Origin of the sequence: Maribacter sp. 4G9 (assembly GCF_002742265.1) — a bacterium.
Taxonomy (GTDB): domain Bacteria; phylum Bacteroidota; class Bacteroidia; order Flavobacteriales; family Flavobacteriaceae; genus Maribacter.
Genome location: NZ_MDGL01000098.1, coordinates 42,121 through 58,832 on the forward strand (window position 1 = coordinate 42,121; position 16,712 = coordinate 58,832).

Annotated in this window: 14 protein-coding genes; 7 read left to right on the forward strand and 7 right to left on the reverse strand. The window is 38.5% G+C overall.

The genetic code is table 11. The features are described from left to right. The first annotated feature begins 106 nt into the window (after positions 1–106). The 3 genes from BFP75_RS10775 (at position 107) to BFP75_RS10785 (ending at position 4,003) form a co-directional block, all read left to right on the forward strand. The gene (locus tag BFP75_RS10775; protein WP_165776583.1) at positions 107–877 is read left to right on the forward strand and encodes a helix-turn-helix domain-containing protein; all 771 of its coding nucleotides are present in this window, start codon (positions 107–109) and stop codon (positions 875–877) included. Between the two features lie 74 nt (positions 878–951). Continuing rightward, the gene (locus BFP75_RS10780; RefSeq protein WP_099545417.1) at positions 952–2,457 is read left to right on the forward strand and encodes a serine hydrolase; all 1,506 of its coding nucleotides are present in this window, start codon (positions 952–954) and stop codon (positions 2,455–2,457) included. 22 nt (positions 2,458–2,479) lie between these two features. After that, positions 2,480–4,003 carry a prolyl oligopeptidase family serine peptidase gene (locus BFP75_RS10785; protein WP_099545418.1) on the forward strand — a complete coding sequence of 508 codons (1,524 nt, stop codon included), beginning with the start codon at positions 2,480–2,482 and terminating at the stop codon, positions 4,001–4,003. 84 nt (positions 4,004–4,087) lie between these two features. Here the strand turns inward: BFP75_RS10785 and BFP75_RS10790 are convergent, their stop codons facing one another. The 6 genes from BFP75_RS10790 to BFP75_RS10815 form a co-directional block, all read right to left on the reverse strand. Beyond that, positions 4,088–4,486: a hypothetical protein gene (locus BFP75_RS10790; protein WP_099545419.1), complete on the reverse strand. Its 399-nt coding sequence runs from the start codon at positions 4,484–4,486 to the stop codon at positions 4,088–4,090. Positions 4,487–4,505: 19 nt separating this feature from the next. Further along, positions 4,506–7,025 (reverse strand): type IV secretory system conjugative DNA transfer family protein, encoded by a 2,520-nt coding sequence (locus BFP75_RS10795; RefSeq protein ID WP_099545420.1) that lies wholly within the window; start codon positions 7,023–7,025, stop codon positions 4,506–4,508. A gap of 30 nt (positions 7,026–7,055) precedes the next feature. After that, positions 7,056–7,313: a hypothetical protein gene (locus BFP75_RS10800; protein ID WP_099545421.1), complete on the reverse strand. Its 258-nt coding sequence runs from the start codon at positions 7,311–7,313 to the stop codon at positions 7,056–7,058. Beyond that, a complete protein-coding gene (locus tag BFP75_RS10805; protein ID WP_099545422.1) occupies positions 7,310–8,866 on the reverse strand; it encodes a toprim domain-containing protein in 1,557 nt (518 codons plus the stop codon). The genes BFP75_RS10800 and BFP75_RS10805 overlap by 4 nt, the downstream gene beginning before the upstream one ends. Before the next feature lie 67 nt (positions 8,867–8,933). Continuing rightward, positions 8,934–9,782, reverse strand: a complete 849-nt coding sequence (locus BFP75_RS10810; RefSeq protein ID WP_099545423.1) for a hypothetical protein — start codon at positions 9,780–9,782, stop codon at positions 8,934–8,936. A gap of 126 nt (positions 9,783–9,908) precedes the next feature. Beyond that, the gene (locus BFP75_RS10815; protein WP_099545424.1) at positions 9,909–11,132 is read right to left on the reverse strand and encodes a hypothetical protein; all 1,224 of its coding nucleotides are present in this window, start codon (positions 11,130–11,132) and stop codon (positions 9,909–9,911) included. Positions 11,133–11,221: 89 nt separating this feature from the next. Here BFP75_RS10815 and BFP75_RS10820 point away from each other — a divergent pair, with 89 nt between their 5' ends. The 4 genes from BFP75_RS10820 to BFP75_RS10835 are packed head-to-tail and all read left to right on the forward strand — an operon-like array spanning position 11,222 to position 16,536. After that, a complete protein-coding gene (locus BFP75_RS10820) occupies positions 11,222–12,034 on the forward strand; it encodes a M23 family metallopeptidase (protein ID WP_099545425.1) in 813 nt (270 codons plus the stop codon). Continuing rightward, the gene (locus tag BFP75_RS10825) at positions 12,021–13,286 is read left to right on the forward strand and encodes a hypothetical protein (protein ID WP_099545426.1); all 1,266 of its coding nucleotides are present in this window, start codon (positions 12,021–12,023) and stop codon (positions 13,284–13,286) included. The genes BFP75_RS10820 and BFP75_RS10825 overlap by 14 nt, the downstream gene beginning before the upstream one ends. Positions 13,287–13,289: 3 nt before the next feature. Continuing rightward, positions 13,290–13,574: a hypothetical protein gene (locus tag BFP75_RS10830; protein ID WP_123803397.1), complete on the forward strand. Its 285-nt coding sequence runs from the start codon at positions 13,290–13,292 to the stop codon at positions 13,572–13,574. A gap of 34 nt (positions 13,575–13,608) precedes the next feature. Beyond that, positions 13,609–16,536: an Eco57I restriction-modification methylase domain-containing protein gene (locus tag BFP75_RS10835; protein WP_123803399.1), complete on the forward strand. Its 2,928-nt coding sequence runs from the start codon at positions 13,609–13,611 to the stop codon at positions 16,534–16,536. Between the two features lie 84 nt (positions 16,537–16,620). Here BFP75_RS10835 and BFP75_RS22110 read toward each other — a convergent pair whose 3' ends face one another. Further along, positions 16,621–16,704 carry an ATP-binding protein gene (locus BFP75_RS22110; protein WP_309474607.1) on the reverse strand — a complete coding sequence of 28 codons (84 nt, stop codon included), beginning with the start codon at positions 16,702–16,704 and terminating at the stop codon, positions 16,621–16,623. Positions 16,705–16,712: the final 8 nt, after the last annotated feature.

Here is a 16,712-nt window from a genome sequence, read left to right on the forward strand (position 1 = left end):
AATTTTATTATATTTCTGTAGCCTAAACGAAACTCCGTTTAGCGCTTTAGTTATCCGCAAGCAAAAAAAAATGAATATACAGCATTACAAGACCAGAAATGTAGTTTTGAGAAAATATATCGATGGCTATTATTTTATGGCAAAAGGAGAATCAGAGTTACCAGTTCATTATCTGACTTTCCCATATAATTTATGCTTTGTCACCACTACTCAGAATTCAAACGTAAAAATAGGAGAAGAAAAAATTATTGTAACACCTTCTAAAAAGAAAAAGATTGTAACAGATTTGGTAGTTAGGTTTAACAAGCCTTTTAAAGTCGTGTATCAAGAACCCACCAATGAGATAACCATCAAGTTTAAACCTCTTGGACTTAATCGTTTCGTTGCAAATCTTTCAGATTACCTTATTAATGGATTTTATATGGATTTTCAACCATTTGATGATTTGAATACGGAAATGCAATCCATCTTTGGTATTGTGAACAAAGAGGAGCAAATTGAACGACTTGAAAGCTATTGGTTATCTAAACTTAAAAATGTTGAATTGGATAGACTAGAAAACATAGTTGCTGATATTGAAAGCGAACGGACCATTGCGGAAATTGCAAAAAAACACCAAATTTCAAGACAATACCTAAATAAAATCTTTTTAAAAAATCTTGGCAAAACCCCCTCCGAATATCGTAAGGTTCACAAATTCAGAAGGGCGTTGTTAGATTTTCAAAAGGTAAATAATCTAACAGAACTTTCATATGAAAGTCTTTTCTACGACCAGTCCCATTTTATAAAAGAATTCAAATCACTTACCAACATTAATCCTAGTTTCTTTTTTAAAAATATAGATTCCAATAAAGAAATTGCGTGGCTATTTTTATAGGTTAGTTTCCATTCGTACAATTTTATCATTCTAGATAAGCCTTAATTTGTAGAAATATTCTAATTTAATTTGTGATGAAGAAGCTTTTATGCTCGGTGCTTCTATTCGGGATCACCATTAATTTATATTCCCAGAAGGTACAGCTTGACTCACTTGAGCCATTCATTAGTCAACTGATGGAAGATTTTGAAGTAACCGGTCTTTCGATCGGTATTGTACAAAATGATTCGGTTATTTATTCAAAAGGGTTTGGCTCCAGAAAAATCAATAAAAACTTACCTGTTGATGAAAATACCATCTTTGGTATCGGTTCAATTTCTAAATCCTTCACTGCCTTAACCCTAGGAATACTTGTTGATGAAGGAAAAATAAACTGGGATGACAGGGTAAAAGACTATCTGCCATATTTTGAGCTGTACGATTCATATGCGTCGGAAAATTTCACTATTAGAGACTTACTTACACATAGGAGTGGGCTTAAAGAGATTAGCGGAGGATCACTCTGGTATCATTCAGACTTATCAAGAGAGGATATTATTAAAAAATTGAAATATTTAGAACCGGTATCAGGTTTTCGAGAAAAACCAGCGTATCAAAATGTAATGTATCTCGTTGCAGGAGAAATAGTAAACGAGGTTACCGGGACAAGTTGGGATGATTTTCTTAAAAAAAGAATCTTCGATAAACTTGGTATGAAAAATAGCACTTCTATTTCTTCCGTTAGAGAATCAAATAAGAACTTAGCTTTCCCGCACGTTTGGAATGAAAACTTCAAGAAAACGCCCGTAAATCAAGAAAAAGGAGACAATCTCGCATCGGCAGGCTTCATATATTCTTCAGCTAATGAGATGACTAGCTACATGAAACTACTGCTCAATGATGGAGTTTTTGAACAAGATACCCTTATAAGCAAAAAAACAATCGAAGAAATTTTCAAACCTCAAATTATATATCCTATTGAAGGCTCACCATTTGGTAATGAATTCACTTCATACGGTTTTGGGTGGTGGGTTACACCTAGAAATAATGATAAGTTAATTGAACATAGTGGCGGTATCGATGGAATGGCTGCAAAAATCTTCATGATAAAGGATTTGGACATCGGGGTTATCATCTTAACAAATATTTCAAAAGAGCCAGCTTCCTTTTTACTGAAAGCCAAAATACTGGAACAGCTATTTGAGGATAAATCCCTCGATTTTTACGATACGGTAAAAGGATATAGAGATAAAAGAGTAAATAGCGCACCTAAAATCAAAACAAGAATTGATAATACATCACCATCTGTTGAACTAAATAATTTTGCGGGAATATACTCGGATAAAATGTATGGCGATATTAAAATAGAACTACTCAACAATAAAGAGTTAGAGATTTCATTTTCCCACTCTCCTATATTCAAGGGAAAGCTAGCACATTGGCATTTTGACACATTTGAGGTAGATTGGTATGATGTAAGAGTACCGGACGGTTATCTGACGTTTAACTTCAATTCGAATAGAGATGTATTGGGAATATCATTCGATCAAGAAAGCCTACTTGATGTTGACTTTAGCGAAATTAATGTCTTAAAAAATTAATAAGCACGAAAATAGGAAAACTATGAGAACACTAATTTTAGTAATCTTGGTTCTGTTTCAAGTAAGTCTTGTAAATGGACAGACCTCATTAAAGGAAATAAATCTAATAAACGGGGCCTACAATGTAGGTTTTAAACACTATACAGCTATTGATAGCACACGTATTTATATAGTTGAAAATGAATTTAATAATCAACTAATAAATAGACCAATTCCCATTAGTATATGGTATCCGACCAATATTAAAAATAGCGACGATGATCAATTAACAGTTTTGGATTATTTGGAGATTTTAAAAGAAGAGGAAGAATCGAAAAACTTGCCAAACGAGTTAGTATTAGATTGGTTTCCTGACTTAGGGGATACACCGCAAAATAGAGCCCACTTGTCTGAAAAAGTAAATGCCTTATCGAATGCCAAATTTTTAGAGGGAAAATTTCCGGTCGTAGTCTATGCACCAAGCTATCAAGCCTCATCAATTGAAAATTTTGTATTATTCGAATATTTGGCAAGTAATGGTTTCGTAGTGATATCTAGTCCTTCAAGAGGAACAGATACAAGATGGTTAGAAGGGGGTACCACAAAAGATATGGAAACACAATCTAGGGATGTAGCATTTCTTTTAAAAGAAATTCATACATACGAATATATAGACCTCGATAGAATAGCACTTATGGGCTTTAGTTTTGGTGGACTATCCAATGCAATTACGGTTATGAAAAATAAGAACATAAGCGCAATAGTAAGTTTGGATGGGACCGAAAGATACAATTACACTGTCTTGGAAAAATCACCTTACTTTAATTTAGATAGGTTTGATATTCCTTATATCCATTTTGCTCAAAAAGATATTCCGGAAGAAGTTTTGACTAGCGATAAAATACCTGCTGAGTTGAACTATAAATTCCAACTGTACGATTCTTTAAAATATAGCAATGTCTATAGTTACAAATTCCACGACCTAACACATTCCTATTTTGGTTCTATTGGTGTTTTATTTTCATATAGAGACAAAAGACAAGATAAAAGTGATGCTGAAATTATGGCGTCCTACAAACTACTTTCCCAACACACCTTGCAATTTTTAAATGCCACTTTGAAAAATGAAGCGGACGCGAAGGAATTCATTGAAAATAGCCCTGTTAAAAATAGTATTCCCGAAAACCTGATTTCGAAAAAAATGAAAAAATCACTAACAAAAGAACTTGATTTTAATGATTTAGCGCTCCATCAGGGTTATGGAGATTTAATCCCATTATACAAAAAAGAAAAGGCGAAACATCCAACACTTAAGCTTGAAGAAGGTATGTTAAACAACCTCGGCCTTCGGTTATCATTTAACGCTGGAAAGATGGAGCAAGGTATAAACGTCTTTTTATTGGCTGTACATATCTACCCAAATTCCGCAAATTTATATGATAGTTTGGCCCTGGCTTATCTTTACAATAAGGATATTAAAAACGCTATTGCTAACTACAAGAAGTCGTTGGAATTAGATCCAGAAAACCAGAATGCGATTGATACACTTAAACGATTGGAGGAATAAAGCCAGCAGCTAACGATGGGAAGGCTACATTAAGTTGATATTAGAAATAAGCAGAAATTGACTCCGGCCAATGCATGGCTTTAATCAAATCTTCTTCTTAAACTCCAAAACAGCAGTAACGATGGCCGATTCCAACTCCTTAAAATCTTCTCGTACATCGGTCTGATAGACCACGTTTTCCCCGATATTGGTTTTGGGGATAAATTCATTGTCCTCGGAAAGAATCCAAGCGGGATTATAGCCTAAGGTGTAATAATACAGCACTAATTTTATAGTGGTCAAGGATATTGCCCCACGTTCAACATTGACCAAGGTCATCTGGTTCATATGAAAGCGTTCCGCGATTTTTTTTCTTGAAAACTGACTGGTAACTTGGTTGCCGGTATCCCTCTCTAATAGTTCCTCGCGAATCCCTTGTAAACGTTCCCCGATATATGCGAAATCCTTTGTAGGGGCTTGCATTATTTCATCTATGCTTTTCATGCTCAATACTTTTTGCTGGTTAATCCTCGACCATTGTTACGGGGAAACTGGAAATCAATTCTTCCGGTGCTGCCCAAGGTTCATCGAACAGTTGTCTTTCTTTAACGGATGACACTTTCTCAAATGTAGGAATTTCGTTTTGCTTTCGATATGCATTTGCCAGTTCCCTGCTCGTTTTTTTGCGATAATCCGTCATGAATTGATTGGCAATCGCTTTTTCTTTTTCCAAAGAACCACTTATATCATCGCTAATCTTTTGTTTATCAAAAACCGCTTTTTTAGGCTGCTTTCCCGTGCATTTTTCATATTCCTCTTGGACAAGTTCGTCGATATCAGTAAAGACTTTCAAAAAGTTCTCGTCCAGTACTCTTTCAATTTCCTTCTCAATGAACATTCTTTCTATCCTAAATGCTATAAACCGTTTTAAGGGATCTTTTGATTTTTCTTTTATCAAGGCCCCTATGTGCTGTAAATGGTCGAACAGCTTTAGTTCTTTCGCCAATTCTTCAAATTGTTTCCGCTTTATAGCATTGGGGTATTGTTTTGTAGAGAATTTCTTAAGGTATACCCTGTAAAAGCCAAGATAGTCCGTTTGCCCGAAGTCAAGTTTGCCGATTACCTTATAGAAATCAAGGGTCTCCATCAATCTTAATTTTCCCGCAACCAAATCTTCATGATCTTCATGTTTAAAATTTCTATTTCTGGGAATATGGTATTTGCCCTGAATCTTCTTAGATTCCATATTGGGTTTGATAAGACCAAAACATAATTTCTGTTCTATGGGGTTTTCAAAGGTATCGGCAACAATACCGCCGAAATGACCTGTGGACAGGCTCGTGATCTTACTCTTCGGCAAGAGTTCGGAAAGAACCGTACTATAATTGACCGTGGTATCGTTGCTGGATAGCGACCTGGTCTTCTTTTCTTGATGGATTCGCCCAAAAATCTCGCTGATTCTTTTGGAAGTTTCCCCCTTGGCGGCACCACTGAAGACATTGGAGCAATTATCGAAGATGACCTCGGCCAGTTCCCTGCCATAGTCAGAAATCAATTGCGTGATACTTTGAATACCCAAAATCGTAGCGATATAGTTGGAGCGTCCGGTATCGATAATTTTCCGTAGCCCCATGATGAAAACGGTCGGGAGTTCATCCAAGATGACCCCTAATGGCCTACGACCAGGCTGATTGACCACCTGAAGTATTTTATTGATATATAACCCGATGGGTGCCGCATACACTTCGGAGCGATCGGGATTGTTCTGGATGCATACGATTTTAGGTTTTTTGGGATTATTGATATCCAACCGGAAATCGTTCCCTGTCATGATATAATAGATTTCCTTGGTGGCCATCATGGAAAGGGAAATCTGCGCACTAGCGGTCTGACCTGCCAATTGTTGCCCTGCGTTACGGTCCATGGCATCCTTGAAGGGAATCATCAGACTGCGTACTTCGACTTCCCGCATCATTATCTCCAACAGGTATTCTATATTGACCATGGATAAAGTAATGACGTGCGGCAGGGTACAAATATTTTTTCCGGTTTCCTCGGCCTTGATTTTTAGATACCAATTGAGTCCGGCGGTAAAACTGATGGCACTCTTTGAAAAGAAATCGGTACGTTTGATCCAATCCCTATTAGAATTTTTCATAATTACCGTGGCCGCATCCGTCGCATCGGTCTGGTTTTTCATCAAATAAGGGTCTATGGGATTGCAACGGTGTGACTTTTCGATATCGTCAAAGCTCAAGGTGTAGAATTCGGGAATTTTTGATAGTTCGGTTGCATCTTTTGTCCGCTCCTTTTTCCTTCTCCAATAGTTATAGGCGATTTTGCTAAGGGTATCGAACTTAAAATCATAGATGAGCAACGTAAAGTTTTTTTCTATCAATTGCTCGATAATCTCTTCGATAAGGGCAAAGGATTTTCCGCTTCCTGGCGTACCGATAATCAAGAGGGCACGAAATAGGTTGACAAAATTTATCCAGCCTTTTCGTAGTTTTCCCTTGTAGCGATACTCATAGGGAATATTGACGGAGTGTTTCGTGTCTATACGTTTTTCCATTTGGCGGAACGTTTCGTTCTGGTCATTGAACGGGTCGTCCTCCGCTTCATTACCGTGATCCATCACTTGAAAAATATGAACTGCGCCCAAAACCGAAAAAAGAAAACCAAGGCTGTACAGTATCAGGGAACACCAAAGCATTCCGATTTCGGATACTGGCAAATAGCCCGTTAATAGTAAAAGGATACAACCGAGGCCAAAATACACTGATCCCGTGACCAAAGTATTTCCCTCTTTTTTAAGGGGATGGTACAACATGACCGCACCTACAACGCACATCAAAAGAATGCCCCTGCTGGCCATAGGATTTTGCAACGCCTCAAAACGCAGTAGGAAACAGTAGCCGATTTCCGAGTGTTTACCATTCCATGCCAAATGTTCCAATATCGGGTAATAGGTCGTAAAGCCGATAAGGGCAAAGAAAACTACCGAAAGCAGCATGGCCGAGAATGCCAAGTTCTTGTCTTGCATAAACCTTAGAATTAAAAAGTGGCTGTTGGCTTACGAAAACATCCGCTCTTTCCATTGTTCGGTCACAACGGAGGACGCAATGGGAAAAGAAACTTCATTATCTCGGATATAAACGATGGTTTCGTCCATTAACAGACCCGCTTGGTCGTTGATGAACCGTGCATAAGTATCTGCTTTTTGGAGTCGATGCTTTAGGGGCAAGTCGTTCTCTTTGATGAGTTCGTCCAAAAGGGCGACATAATATTGATTGTCCTTTAATTCTTCGGATAAGGGTTCCATGATTGTCATACGCTAAGGTTTTGTAAGTTATTGTTTTTATTCAATTTTTCATCCTTTTTTTCTGGGGTAAGCGATGTTCTTCGCTTTAAATGCAACCCAATGGCCGAAAAGGGAATGGCATAGGTATAGTTCAAACCGAAATCGCATTCCACGCTTTTATGTTGTACGGCTTTGATGGTACCGACGTTTGTGCCACCTTCTGGCCCTTTCGTTGTTTTCAATTTAATTTTATCGCCGATATTCATGGCCGCAGGTTGAATGTTCTCCGTTTTTTGGTATTTCAATTTTTTGGAAGCCCGTAGATCATCGTTCCAATCCTTTCCTTCGGATTTATGGATTTGTGTCGGGAAGGGCAGATAAAGTCCGTTTACAGTATCCATCAATGTTTTAAGAATAGATCCCTTTTGTTCGGTTTGGTCTGTATGGGCAATCGCATTAGTATTGAATTCCAATACCAGCTTATCGGAAAACCCAATGCATTTGACCAAACCATTGTCAGTATTGTCTTTTGGGATGTCCGAGGTCAATTTGTCATTTAACAAGTTACGGTGAACGGAAATCCGGCTCCTGACTTTTTCGGTGTAGTGAATATTCAGGCTCACGTTGTCATTTTTAAACGAACTTTCGACATAAACATTCGGATTATAGTGGTTGATCAATGCAGAAAATATCTTTATATCAAACTCATGGCCCTTGGCATCGTTATCCATGATGGAAACCAAGGTCGCTTCATTGTTCTTTAATTGAGGTTCGGTAAGATGAATAAAGGAATGTAGCTTCTCTTGATAGACATTTCCGCCAAAGGAAACATAAAAATTATCCGATTTTCCATGCAGTTCGTGATAGGAGAGGAGGTCGATGCCACTTTCCCCAAATACAATTTTATTGGGATCGGCGATGGGCTTAGAAAAAAAGAGCAAATGGTCTTTTTGGTTCAATACCAATCGAAATTTCTTTATTTTATTGTCTTTTTTACTCCGATAGGGTTTGTTGTGAAGGATATAGTTTTTTGGCATACCTTCCAAATCATATTTGGGAAATGCAATATTGGCGATTTTACCGCCATTGTCCCTAATATGGTAGGCATTGAATATGCGACCTCTAAAGGGAATACTGTTTATAGTGGACTTTGATATGCCTCGATGCACCCTTATATAATTGGAGTTTCGAAGTGGAACGATATTATATTTTTCTTCCAAGGATTTCGTGACCGTCTTGGGCTTTTGAATTTCAATGGTCGTATCGCCTAAATCATAGATACGGTTTACGATTTCAAGCCCCTCTTGTACAGCTTTGTAAAAATTACCTTTTCGTAGCTTCAAATACGTAAAGAACAGCCCTTTGTCATTTGAGTCGTTGCGGTTGAAATAAGTCATGGGATTCCGTGCCGTTTGTAATACAATACAATCCGTATCGTTCTTGAATTCCATAGAACCTGCACTTTTTTTTATCAAGGTATATTCGTTTTGATTTAAGTACATGGGAAAATTGGCCTCCTCGTTGATCTTGGAAATCAATCTTTTATAGTGTTCGGGATTGTCCCCGTAGTTCGGCATTTGCATGGGAAAAGCTTAAAATAGCCGACATGCTTGGCATGTCGGCCATTGAGTTGAGTTAGAAAAGAGTTGGTTACAGACTTATGGCCGCGTTAGGCTGTTTCTTTTTTTTTAAGTCGTCAACGGTCATAAGCTCTTTTTTACCGACTTCCTGCGATTGGGCTTTCTCCAAGTTTTTGGTAATAAACTCTTCGATCTTTGGGCTCCAGCTTACCATGTAGGTCAAAGGGCCTTTTCTGGTCTTTTTAATCGTAATTTTTGTTTCGATTCCCTTGTTTATGGCATCCGCCTGATCTTTGGTCAGCATTTGCCCTAAGAGCATCGTATTTGTCGACAAAGCGGACTTCGTTCGGATATCGTTCAGTCTCGGCTCGTAATAGGCCAACTTCTGAAATTTTCCGCCTTCTAAGGACGTACCCGTGAACAATACCGTTTTACCCTCTTTCAACATTTGATTGTATTCTTCTTTAGTAAACTGGTATTGATAGGCGTTGGCATCCTGTAGTTTAACCGTTTCCTTGCGTTTAATCTGTACATCAAGTCTTGAACCCGTATTCGGGTTATAGATCATCTGAAGCATACGTACACTTTCCTTGGCCTTACCCTCTTTCCCGTAGGCCGTTTTCAGTAAATATTCCTTGCCCATGGCAAGAGTATTCCGAACATTGGAGTCTAGCTTGGTATAGCTGATATAAGCTCCTTCCAGGCGTTGCTGCAATTCTTTAAAACCGTATTTATGATTTCGATGCTCTTGTTTTGGTACTTCCAGATATTCACTGTCCTTCCTGAAACTATTGATTTGCCCGTCAGCCGTTTTGACCTTATAGGTATTTTCATCCAACAAAATAGCTTGGCCTACTTGCCACTTTTGATTGAGATTTACGAACACTTTTACAATGTTCTTTTCTTCTTGTTTTTCCATTTTTGAGTGATTTTAATTGTTACGAAATTTGAATTTGTTACTTTTGATAACATAACTTTCAGATCAGGAGTGATTTGCTAGTTACGGAATTTGAAGGAAAGAGGACGGGAGCGTCCTTTTTCCATTTTATAATGCGATTCTATATTCTTTGAGTTGCACCTCCCTTCCTTTTTCAACTTGATTATCCATCATTTCCCATTCCGCATACCAATTATCGGACTTGGGTTTTAGGATGTCAATCGTTTTGTTCAGATAATTCTTATAATAGGACCAGACCGATAATTTAATGGCATTGGTCTCCAAGGGCAAGCGGACTTTTATCTTATCATTATCCGTGGAAATCATAATGCTATATTTGTTCAATCGGTTCTGGTCGATAATAGTGTTGTATTTTAAAAAGCTTGTGGCCAACGCTTTGTTGAACTGCTGGGTATGCTCATAGAATTTGGAAAAGGATTTCTCCTTTCCGATAGGGAAAAGAAGTCTCATATCCCTGTCGGTAAGGGTCAGTTTAAAATCCGAATCCTTTATATAGGATATAAAGTGGAGGTCACGCAGATACCCTTCGATTTTTTTATTCCCTGTAAAACTCAAAAAGAGCTTATCCACTTTCGTAAGCTTTTGAATTTGAAAAAGGATGTCAGTAGTTTGGGAATTGATTTCCCCCAAGGCCATATAGACCACATTTTTCAATTGAAATTTTCTATGGAAGGCCAATGCTTCCTTGGGGTCTTTGAAAAGAAAAAGCCCATCTATCTTTTTAGGGATATTCGAATACCAAAGGGAATGTTTTATAGCAGATGTCCCATAGGGAATGGTTCCCTTGTCGCCATCTATAAAATGACCACAGACCTCATTCTGCATATTGAATAATGGAAATAACGGTTTTCCTTCCCCATTTTGAAAAACACGCCCTGAAAAGGGAATGGAACTGTCCAAATCGGCATATAGTTCTTTGACAGTATCATTTAGGGGATAGGTATAGGAAAGAAAGTGATTAAACTCTTTTGTTACGGTGTCTAGCGTATTTTTGGAATCATTCGTCGTAAGCAGGGTTTCGGTGTCCAAGACCTTTTTATAGAAGCTATCTACTTTATCCCATAGCATTTCCTTATCGATACTTTCGGATTTGGATACGTGCTCGATAATCAAGTCGGATGCGGACAACTTCTCTTGAGGTCGTTGTACTTTATAATACAAAAACCCTTCGTTGTTTCGGATGATTACATAGTGTGCCCCACCCTTTTTGAAAATCATGTGGGTCTTTTCCGTTGATACATTTCCGAATCCTAAATGTTCGAATAGTTTCGGGAGGTTTATACGATGGTCTTCTAACATCCAGTTTTTCATCTAATTGTAAAAATATTTGCTTATTTGCGTTTAAATAATAAATTTGTATTTAAGTTCAAATATATGAAATATTTTTAATTCGCAACATTTTGGCAGAAAAAATCAAAATAACCATACCAAAACTTGTCGGTACGACGAGCAAGAAAGAGTTGGTCTACTTTCTTTTCCTCCTGCTGATCGGGTTGTTCTTTCTAATACATCAAGTTCATGGTTATTTTGACCCAAAATTTCAAGAGACAACTTTGGCTATGGCAGGGTACGAAGAGCGGTTGAAATTTAATCTAAACTCGATATCCCCGGATTTTGTAGTTGTGGAAAAAGAACGCGAACAATTGTTGTTGGCCATAGAAGAGCGTATTGTAGCCTATCTCTATCAAATTCCTGATTACAGCTATATGGTCACATTGGAAAGCTATTTACAGATGCGTCCACAATTATTGGAGCAATTGCCGTCCGCAGTACCCTTGGAAAAAGGCGATTACTCCCTTACAAGTAATTACGGCATTCGCTCTCATCCTATTTCAGGCAAAACCAAAAAGCATTTCGGAATCGATTTGGCCGCAGCTTCCGGAACACCAGTCTATGCTTCGGCATCGGGTACGGTTTTGGACATCATACATTCAAAAAAGGGCTACGGTACGTATATTATCGTTAAACACCGTTTCGGCTTTCAGACCCTTTACGGGCATCTGAACAAGGTATTGGTGCAAAAAGGTCAACAAGTAAAACAGCATGAACTTATTGGTACGGTCGGTAATACCGGAAGTTCCACCGGCTATCATCTTCATTATGAAATAGTAAAGAACAAGACCAAAATAGACCCGAGACTTTCCCTGAGCCTAAAGCAACAGATTTATGCGCATTTAATAGAACGAAAACCAGATAAAGATGGAAAAGAATAAAACCAGAGGTTGGCACAAAACGATTCGTGCTGTACGACGGCTCTACCATTCATTGAATAATTATAGGTCCAAGGCGACAAATCTCGAGTTTAGGGATTTTAGTTTTCTGGAATATGCAAATGTGCAACCAGATGATATTAAGGACTTCACAAGACTCAATTATGTCAAACAACTCGATCTGGCGAAAAAGGGATACATCAATACCGACCTCAAAAAGTTGCTAAAATACTTCAGGGAAAAGGAACGTTTGATGCAGAAAGACCATAAGATTCTTCCCGTCGGCAACCTTAAGGTTCTAGAGAACGATAGTCTCTTGGGTATGGTGCAATTGGGCTTCGACCAGACCGACAAAACCTTTTTTATGGCCAGTCGCAACCATGAGAACATCCCCCTATGGAAACCCTTTGACGATTCAAGGTTAGGTAAATACCTGTCGGAAATGCACCCAGTTTCCCAAAATACCCTTCAATTTCAGCATACGTTTTTTGAAATGGATGTTTCCCAATGTTCCGAAGAAAGAAAAGAGGCAATAAACAAATTTTACAATAGCACGGTTCAGTTGTCCTTCCAAAGCAATTCCTATTTCAAGTCGGCTATCCTATCCCCAGGGGAAGAGATGTTATCGGATGCTAAAAAATTTGTCGGCAAAACATTTCGATTGGAGTTATCGAAAAAAGAAAATCATTTGATGAACTTAACGGAAGCCACCAACCATTACTTTGTATTCCAATCGTTTCTAGAATCGGCCCCCGAACCGGAATCCCTTTATTTCAATAAAAAAGAGTTCAAAGAACGTTTTCTCGATAGCGGTATAACCCTTATCGCCCGATTAAAACACAATCTCCATTTAGGCATTCAAAATGGCATATTGCAAATCGGTAAACGCGATGAAGTTAACGGTATAGGGCATTTGCAATGGGAGAGTTTTGAAAACCGCATAGGTTCCAATTCCCTTTCGGCAATTGAAAAGTACTACCTCTCGAACGAGGTTATTTCCAAGAAAGACTTTTTGGTCGAAAAAGATACCATTGTTCTGCAATCGAAAACTAAAAAAGCACAATTGAAAAAGCATTATGCTACGGGAAAATGGCGTTTTGCCGAAATTCAAAAACATACGAAAGAACTTCACTTTAGGCCTGTTGATGAAAATGTGCTAAATCATATTGAGGCCAACTACGGCGAAAGCAAGAATTTCAATTCTGCGGTTGCGCAGATGAAAATCAATACGCATGAACAAACCCCTAAACTCTAAGCAATGTTGTTCACAATTCAAATTAGCAAACCTAATGGTAAAACCTTGTTATCGGACTTATTCTTTATGGACGGTCTGGCGGAGCTACATCAAATGCTATCTTTTCTAGTACTAGAACGGCTAGAAGAAGTTTCTAAAAATGGGTTTTCGATTCAAATTTCCAACTCGGAGGGAACCATTATCGAAACCCATTTTCAAAGTTTGGAAGAAGTACAATCGAACAAAACAAAAATTTACGAACAAATCATTCAAAAACAACATGTATATATAGCACAAAATCAAGGGTAGCACCCATCCATCAAATTCCATAACTCACTCACTCATGACATACTCAAAAAAAAAGTACTTGGACCATATGGTCAAGACCTTGGATGCATTACATGCTCCTGAAACGGCACCTTTTACATTTATAAACAATCAAGGCTTTGGAAATATTTTCGATATCCTAAAGAAAGAAGCCTATCGCAAAATATACCTTGAACGGCTCGAATTTCATTTCGGCAATGAATATGCCCAGACCGTTCTTAATAGCTTAAAGACAAGCTCCCTCAATTCCTATTTCACGCCCGTTCCCATAATACAATCGATAAGTTCTTATTTAAAGAGATTGGAGAATTTTGAACCTAAAGCTATTTTAGAACCAAGTGCCGGCAATGGTTTGATTATTAGGGAATTATTAAAACATTACCATGATGCCAATTATACCGCTTTTGAAAAGGAAATCCTGACCGTTCGTATTCTGGAACATAATTTTAGGTTGAGAAAGAATGTCAAGATATTTGGTCTTCCCTTTGAAAGTCTGGAACAGACGAACGCCGATAAAACTTATGACCTTGTTGTAAGCAACATTCCTTTTGGGGCCAATAAAATTTTCGATACCTCGCTCTCGGGCCATCCGTTGCAGGCGCAGATTTCAAAAAACATCCATTCCTATTTCGTGTACAAAAGTCTGGCAAGTTTAAAAAATGCCGGGGTTTCCGTTTTGGTTTGTACCAAGAATTTTATGGACAAATCCCAATATGCACCTATCCGTAAGCATTTAATGGAATCCAACAATTTTATCGGGGGCGTTCGCTTGCCCGATTCGGCCTTTGCCCAAGAAAATACTTCCGTGGTCACCGATATTATGGTTTTTCAGAACAATCAGGGTATTGCCGCCAACGCTGAACAGCAAGAAATTAATACCCTGTTTTCCGAAACTTTGGAAAAAGGAGTAGGGGAGAACTCCGTACAGTTCAGTTCTTATTTCTCAAGCTATGGTCAACATGTTTTGGGTCAGTTGGAAAAAGGAGGGATGTACGATCAAAAAGATTATACCGTAAAGAACGAGGACAACTTGGACACCCTGCGTTTGTCCATTTCACAAACCCTTGCTGGATTTCAGATTTCGAATAAAGTATGGGTAGAAGAAAAACAGGCCATTTCTGATATAGCTTCTAAACCTGAATCGCCCAAACAGGAGCTAAGCTATTCAGGCAATCTCAAAGCGGGGAATCTGGTCATTAAACAACAAAAACTGTTCAAAATACTTGAAAACGAGCAGTTGGAACTCATCAATATAAAGCCGAGGGAATTTGACCGCTTATCCAAGATTATCGCATTGCGAGACACCTATCTGGAATTGCTGGACACCGACCGAAGCAGCGGACAAGCTACATTGGACATTCTTAAGTATCAATATGACCTTTACGACTTCCAATATGGGAAACTACATGATAAAGCGAATTACGCGTTTGTAACCTTGGACATTCAAGGGCCAATGCTTTTGGCATTGGAAAAACCGGTCAATGGAATTTTCGTTAAAGCCGATATTCTGGAGAATCCTTGGAAGAAGAAGGTGGTGGAGGCCCCGAAAAAGCTATCGCTTGAAGATGCCATTTATTTTTCTTTGAACAAATACAATGGGATCAATGAAGAACTACTTGCAGAAACCACGGGGCAATCCAAAGATGTTATAATCAAAGAAGCCTTGGAGCGGCAACTTCTTTTTTTGAATCCTGAGGGAAATCATATAAGCCTTGCCCCGAAGTTTCTTTTTCTATCCGGAACTATTTATGAAAAAATCAACTTTTACCGAAAGAACGATTTTGGCCCTTATCAAAATTACGTTGACAAAAATTATCTCAGCCAAACCATTCGTGAACTCGAAAAGATAAAACCTCCAATTACCCCTTTCGAGGATTTGGATATAAAATTGCATGAACCTTGGTTTCCCTTTGAAATCACGCAAGCATTTTTATACGACACCTATAAGACTGTAGCGCATATCGCATACAATGAGAGTACCTCGAAGTACATGGTCAAAATCGAGAGTTACGAATATCAGGAAACGCGAAAGTTCTATGTGCAATCGGAACATCGAAGCTATTATTTTAGGGATATTCTTGAAGGTGCATTAAATTCTACCATCCCTTATATCACCAAAGGAAGCAAGGATAATAAACGGACGGACAAGGCCAAAATGCAGGAAATCCGTATCAAGTTCGAGCTGCTATACAAGGATTTTAACCGTTATATCATTGAAAAACCTGAACTAAAAAAACGGCTGGAATATATCTTTTATAAGATGTATGATGCTAAGGTGCATCCCAAATACGACGGCAGTTACCTAAAATTTGAGGGACTGCAACAATTTGCCCCGTACCCGAGCCAAAAAGACACCGTTGCGGGCATTATAATCAATCAGGGATTATTGGTCAACAAGGAAGTAGGGTTCGGAAAGACCTTGGACATGGCCCTGGCCTCCCAAAAACTAAAGGAACTCAACCTTTCTAAAAAAACATTGATTATCGGCTTGCGTTCTACCGTAATACAATTGGAAAGGGAATTGCTCAATGCCTTCCCTACCATGAACATTTTAGTGGCCCATGATAAGGTGGTTAGTGGGCTTGCCAACCGCAATGCCTTTTTTGCCAAAATCGTCAGTACCGATTGTGATGTCGTATTGATGAGCCATGATACTTTTAAATTCATTCCGCAATCCCAAGAAATCATCCATCAGATTATCAGCGAAGAACTGGCCAACCTTGAGCGAGACCTAAGCGTTATTTATGAGGACAAATACAATATCAGCAAAAGAGTGCTCAAAGGGCTTGAAACGCGACGAGAAAATTTAACGGCCACTTTAAAAGAGGTCTATTTTGATATTCAGACCAAACAGAGCGAGGTTATCAATTTTGACCAAATGGGTTTTGAGCATATAATGGTAGATGAGTCGCACAAATTCAAAAATTTGATGTACACTGGATAAGCCGGGTAAACTGACCCACCTTCGCCGGATGAAACTGACCATGGCAAATGGACTGCCCAGATTTGATCTATCCTTGGGTTAAACTTAGTTTTTATTTTTCAATTTTCTTCTCATTGATTCTCCTTTTATATCTATTCTGTGAGCTGTATGCACCAAACGGTCGAGGATGGCATCGG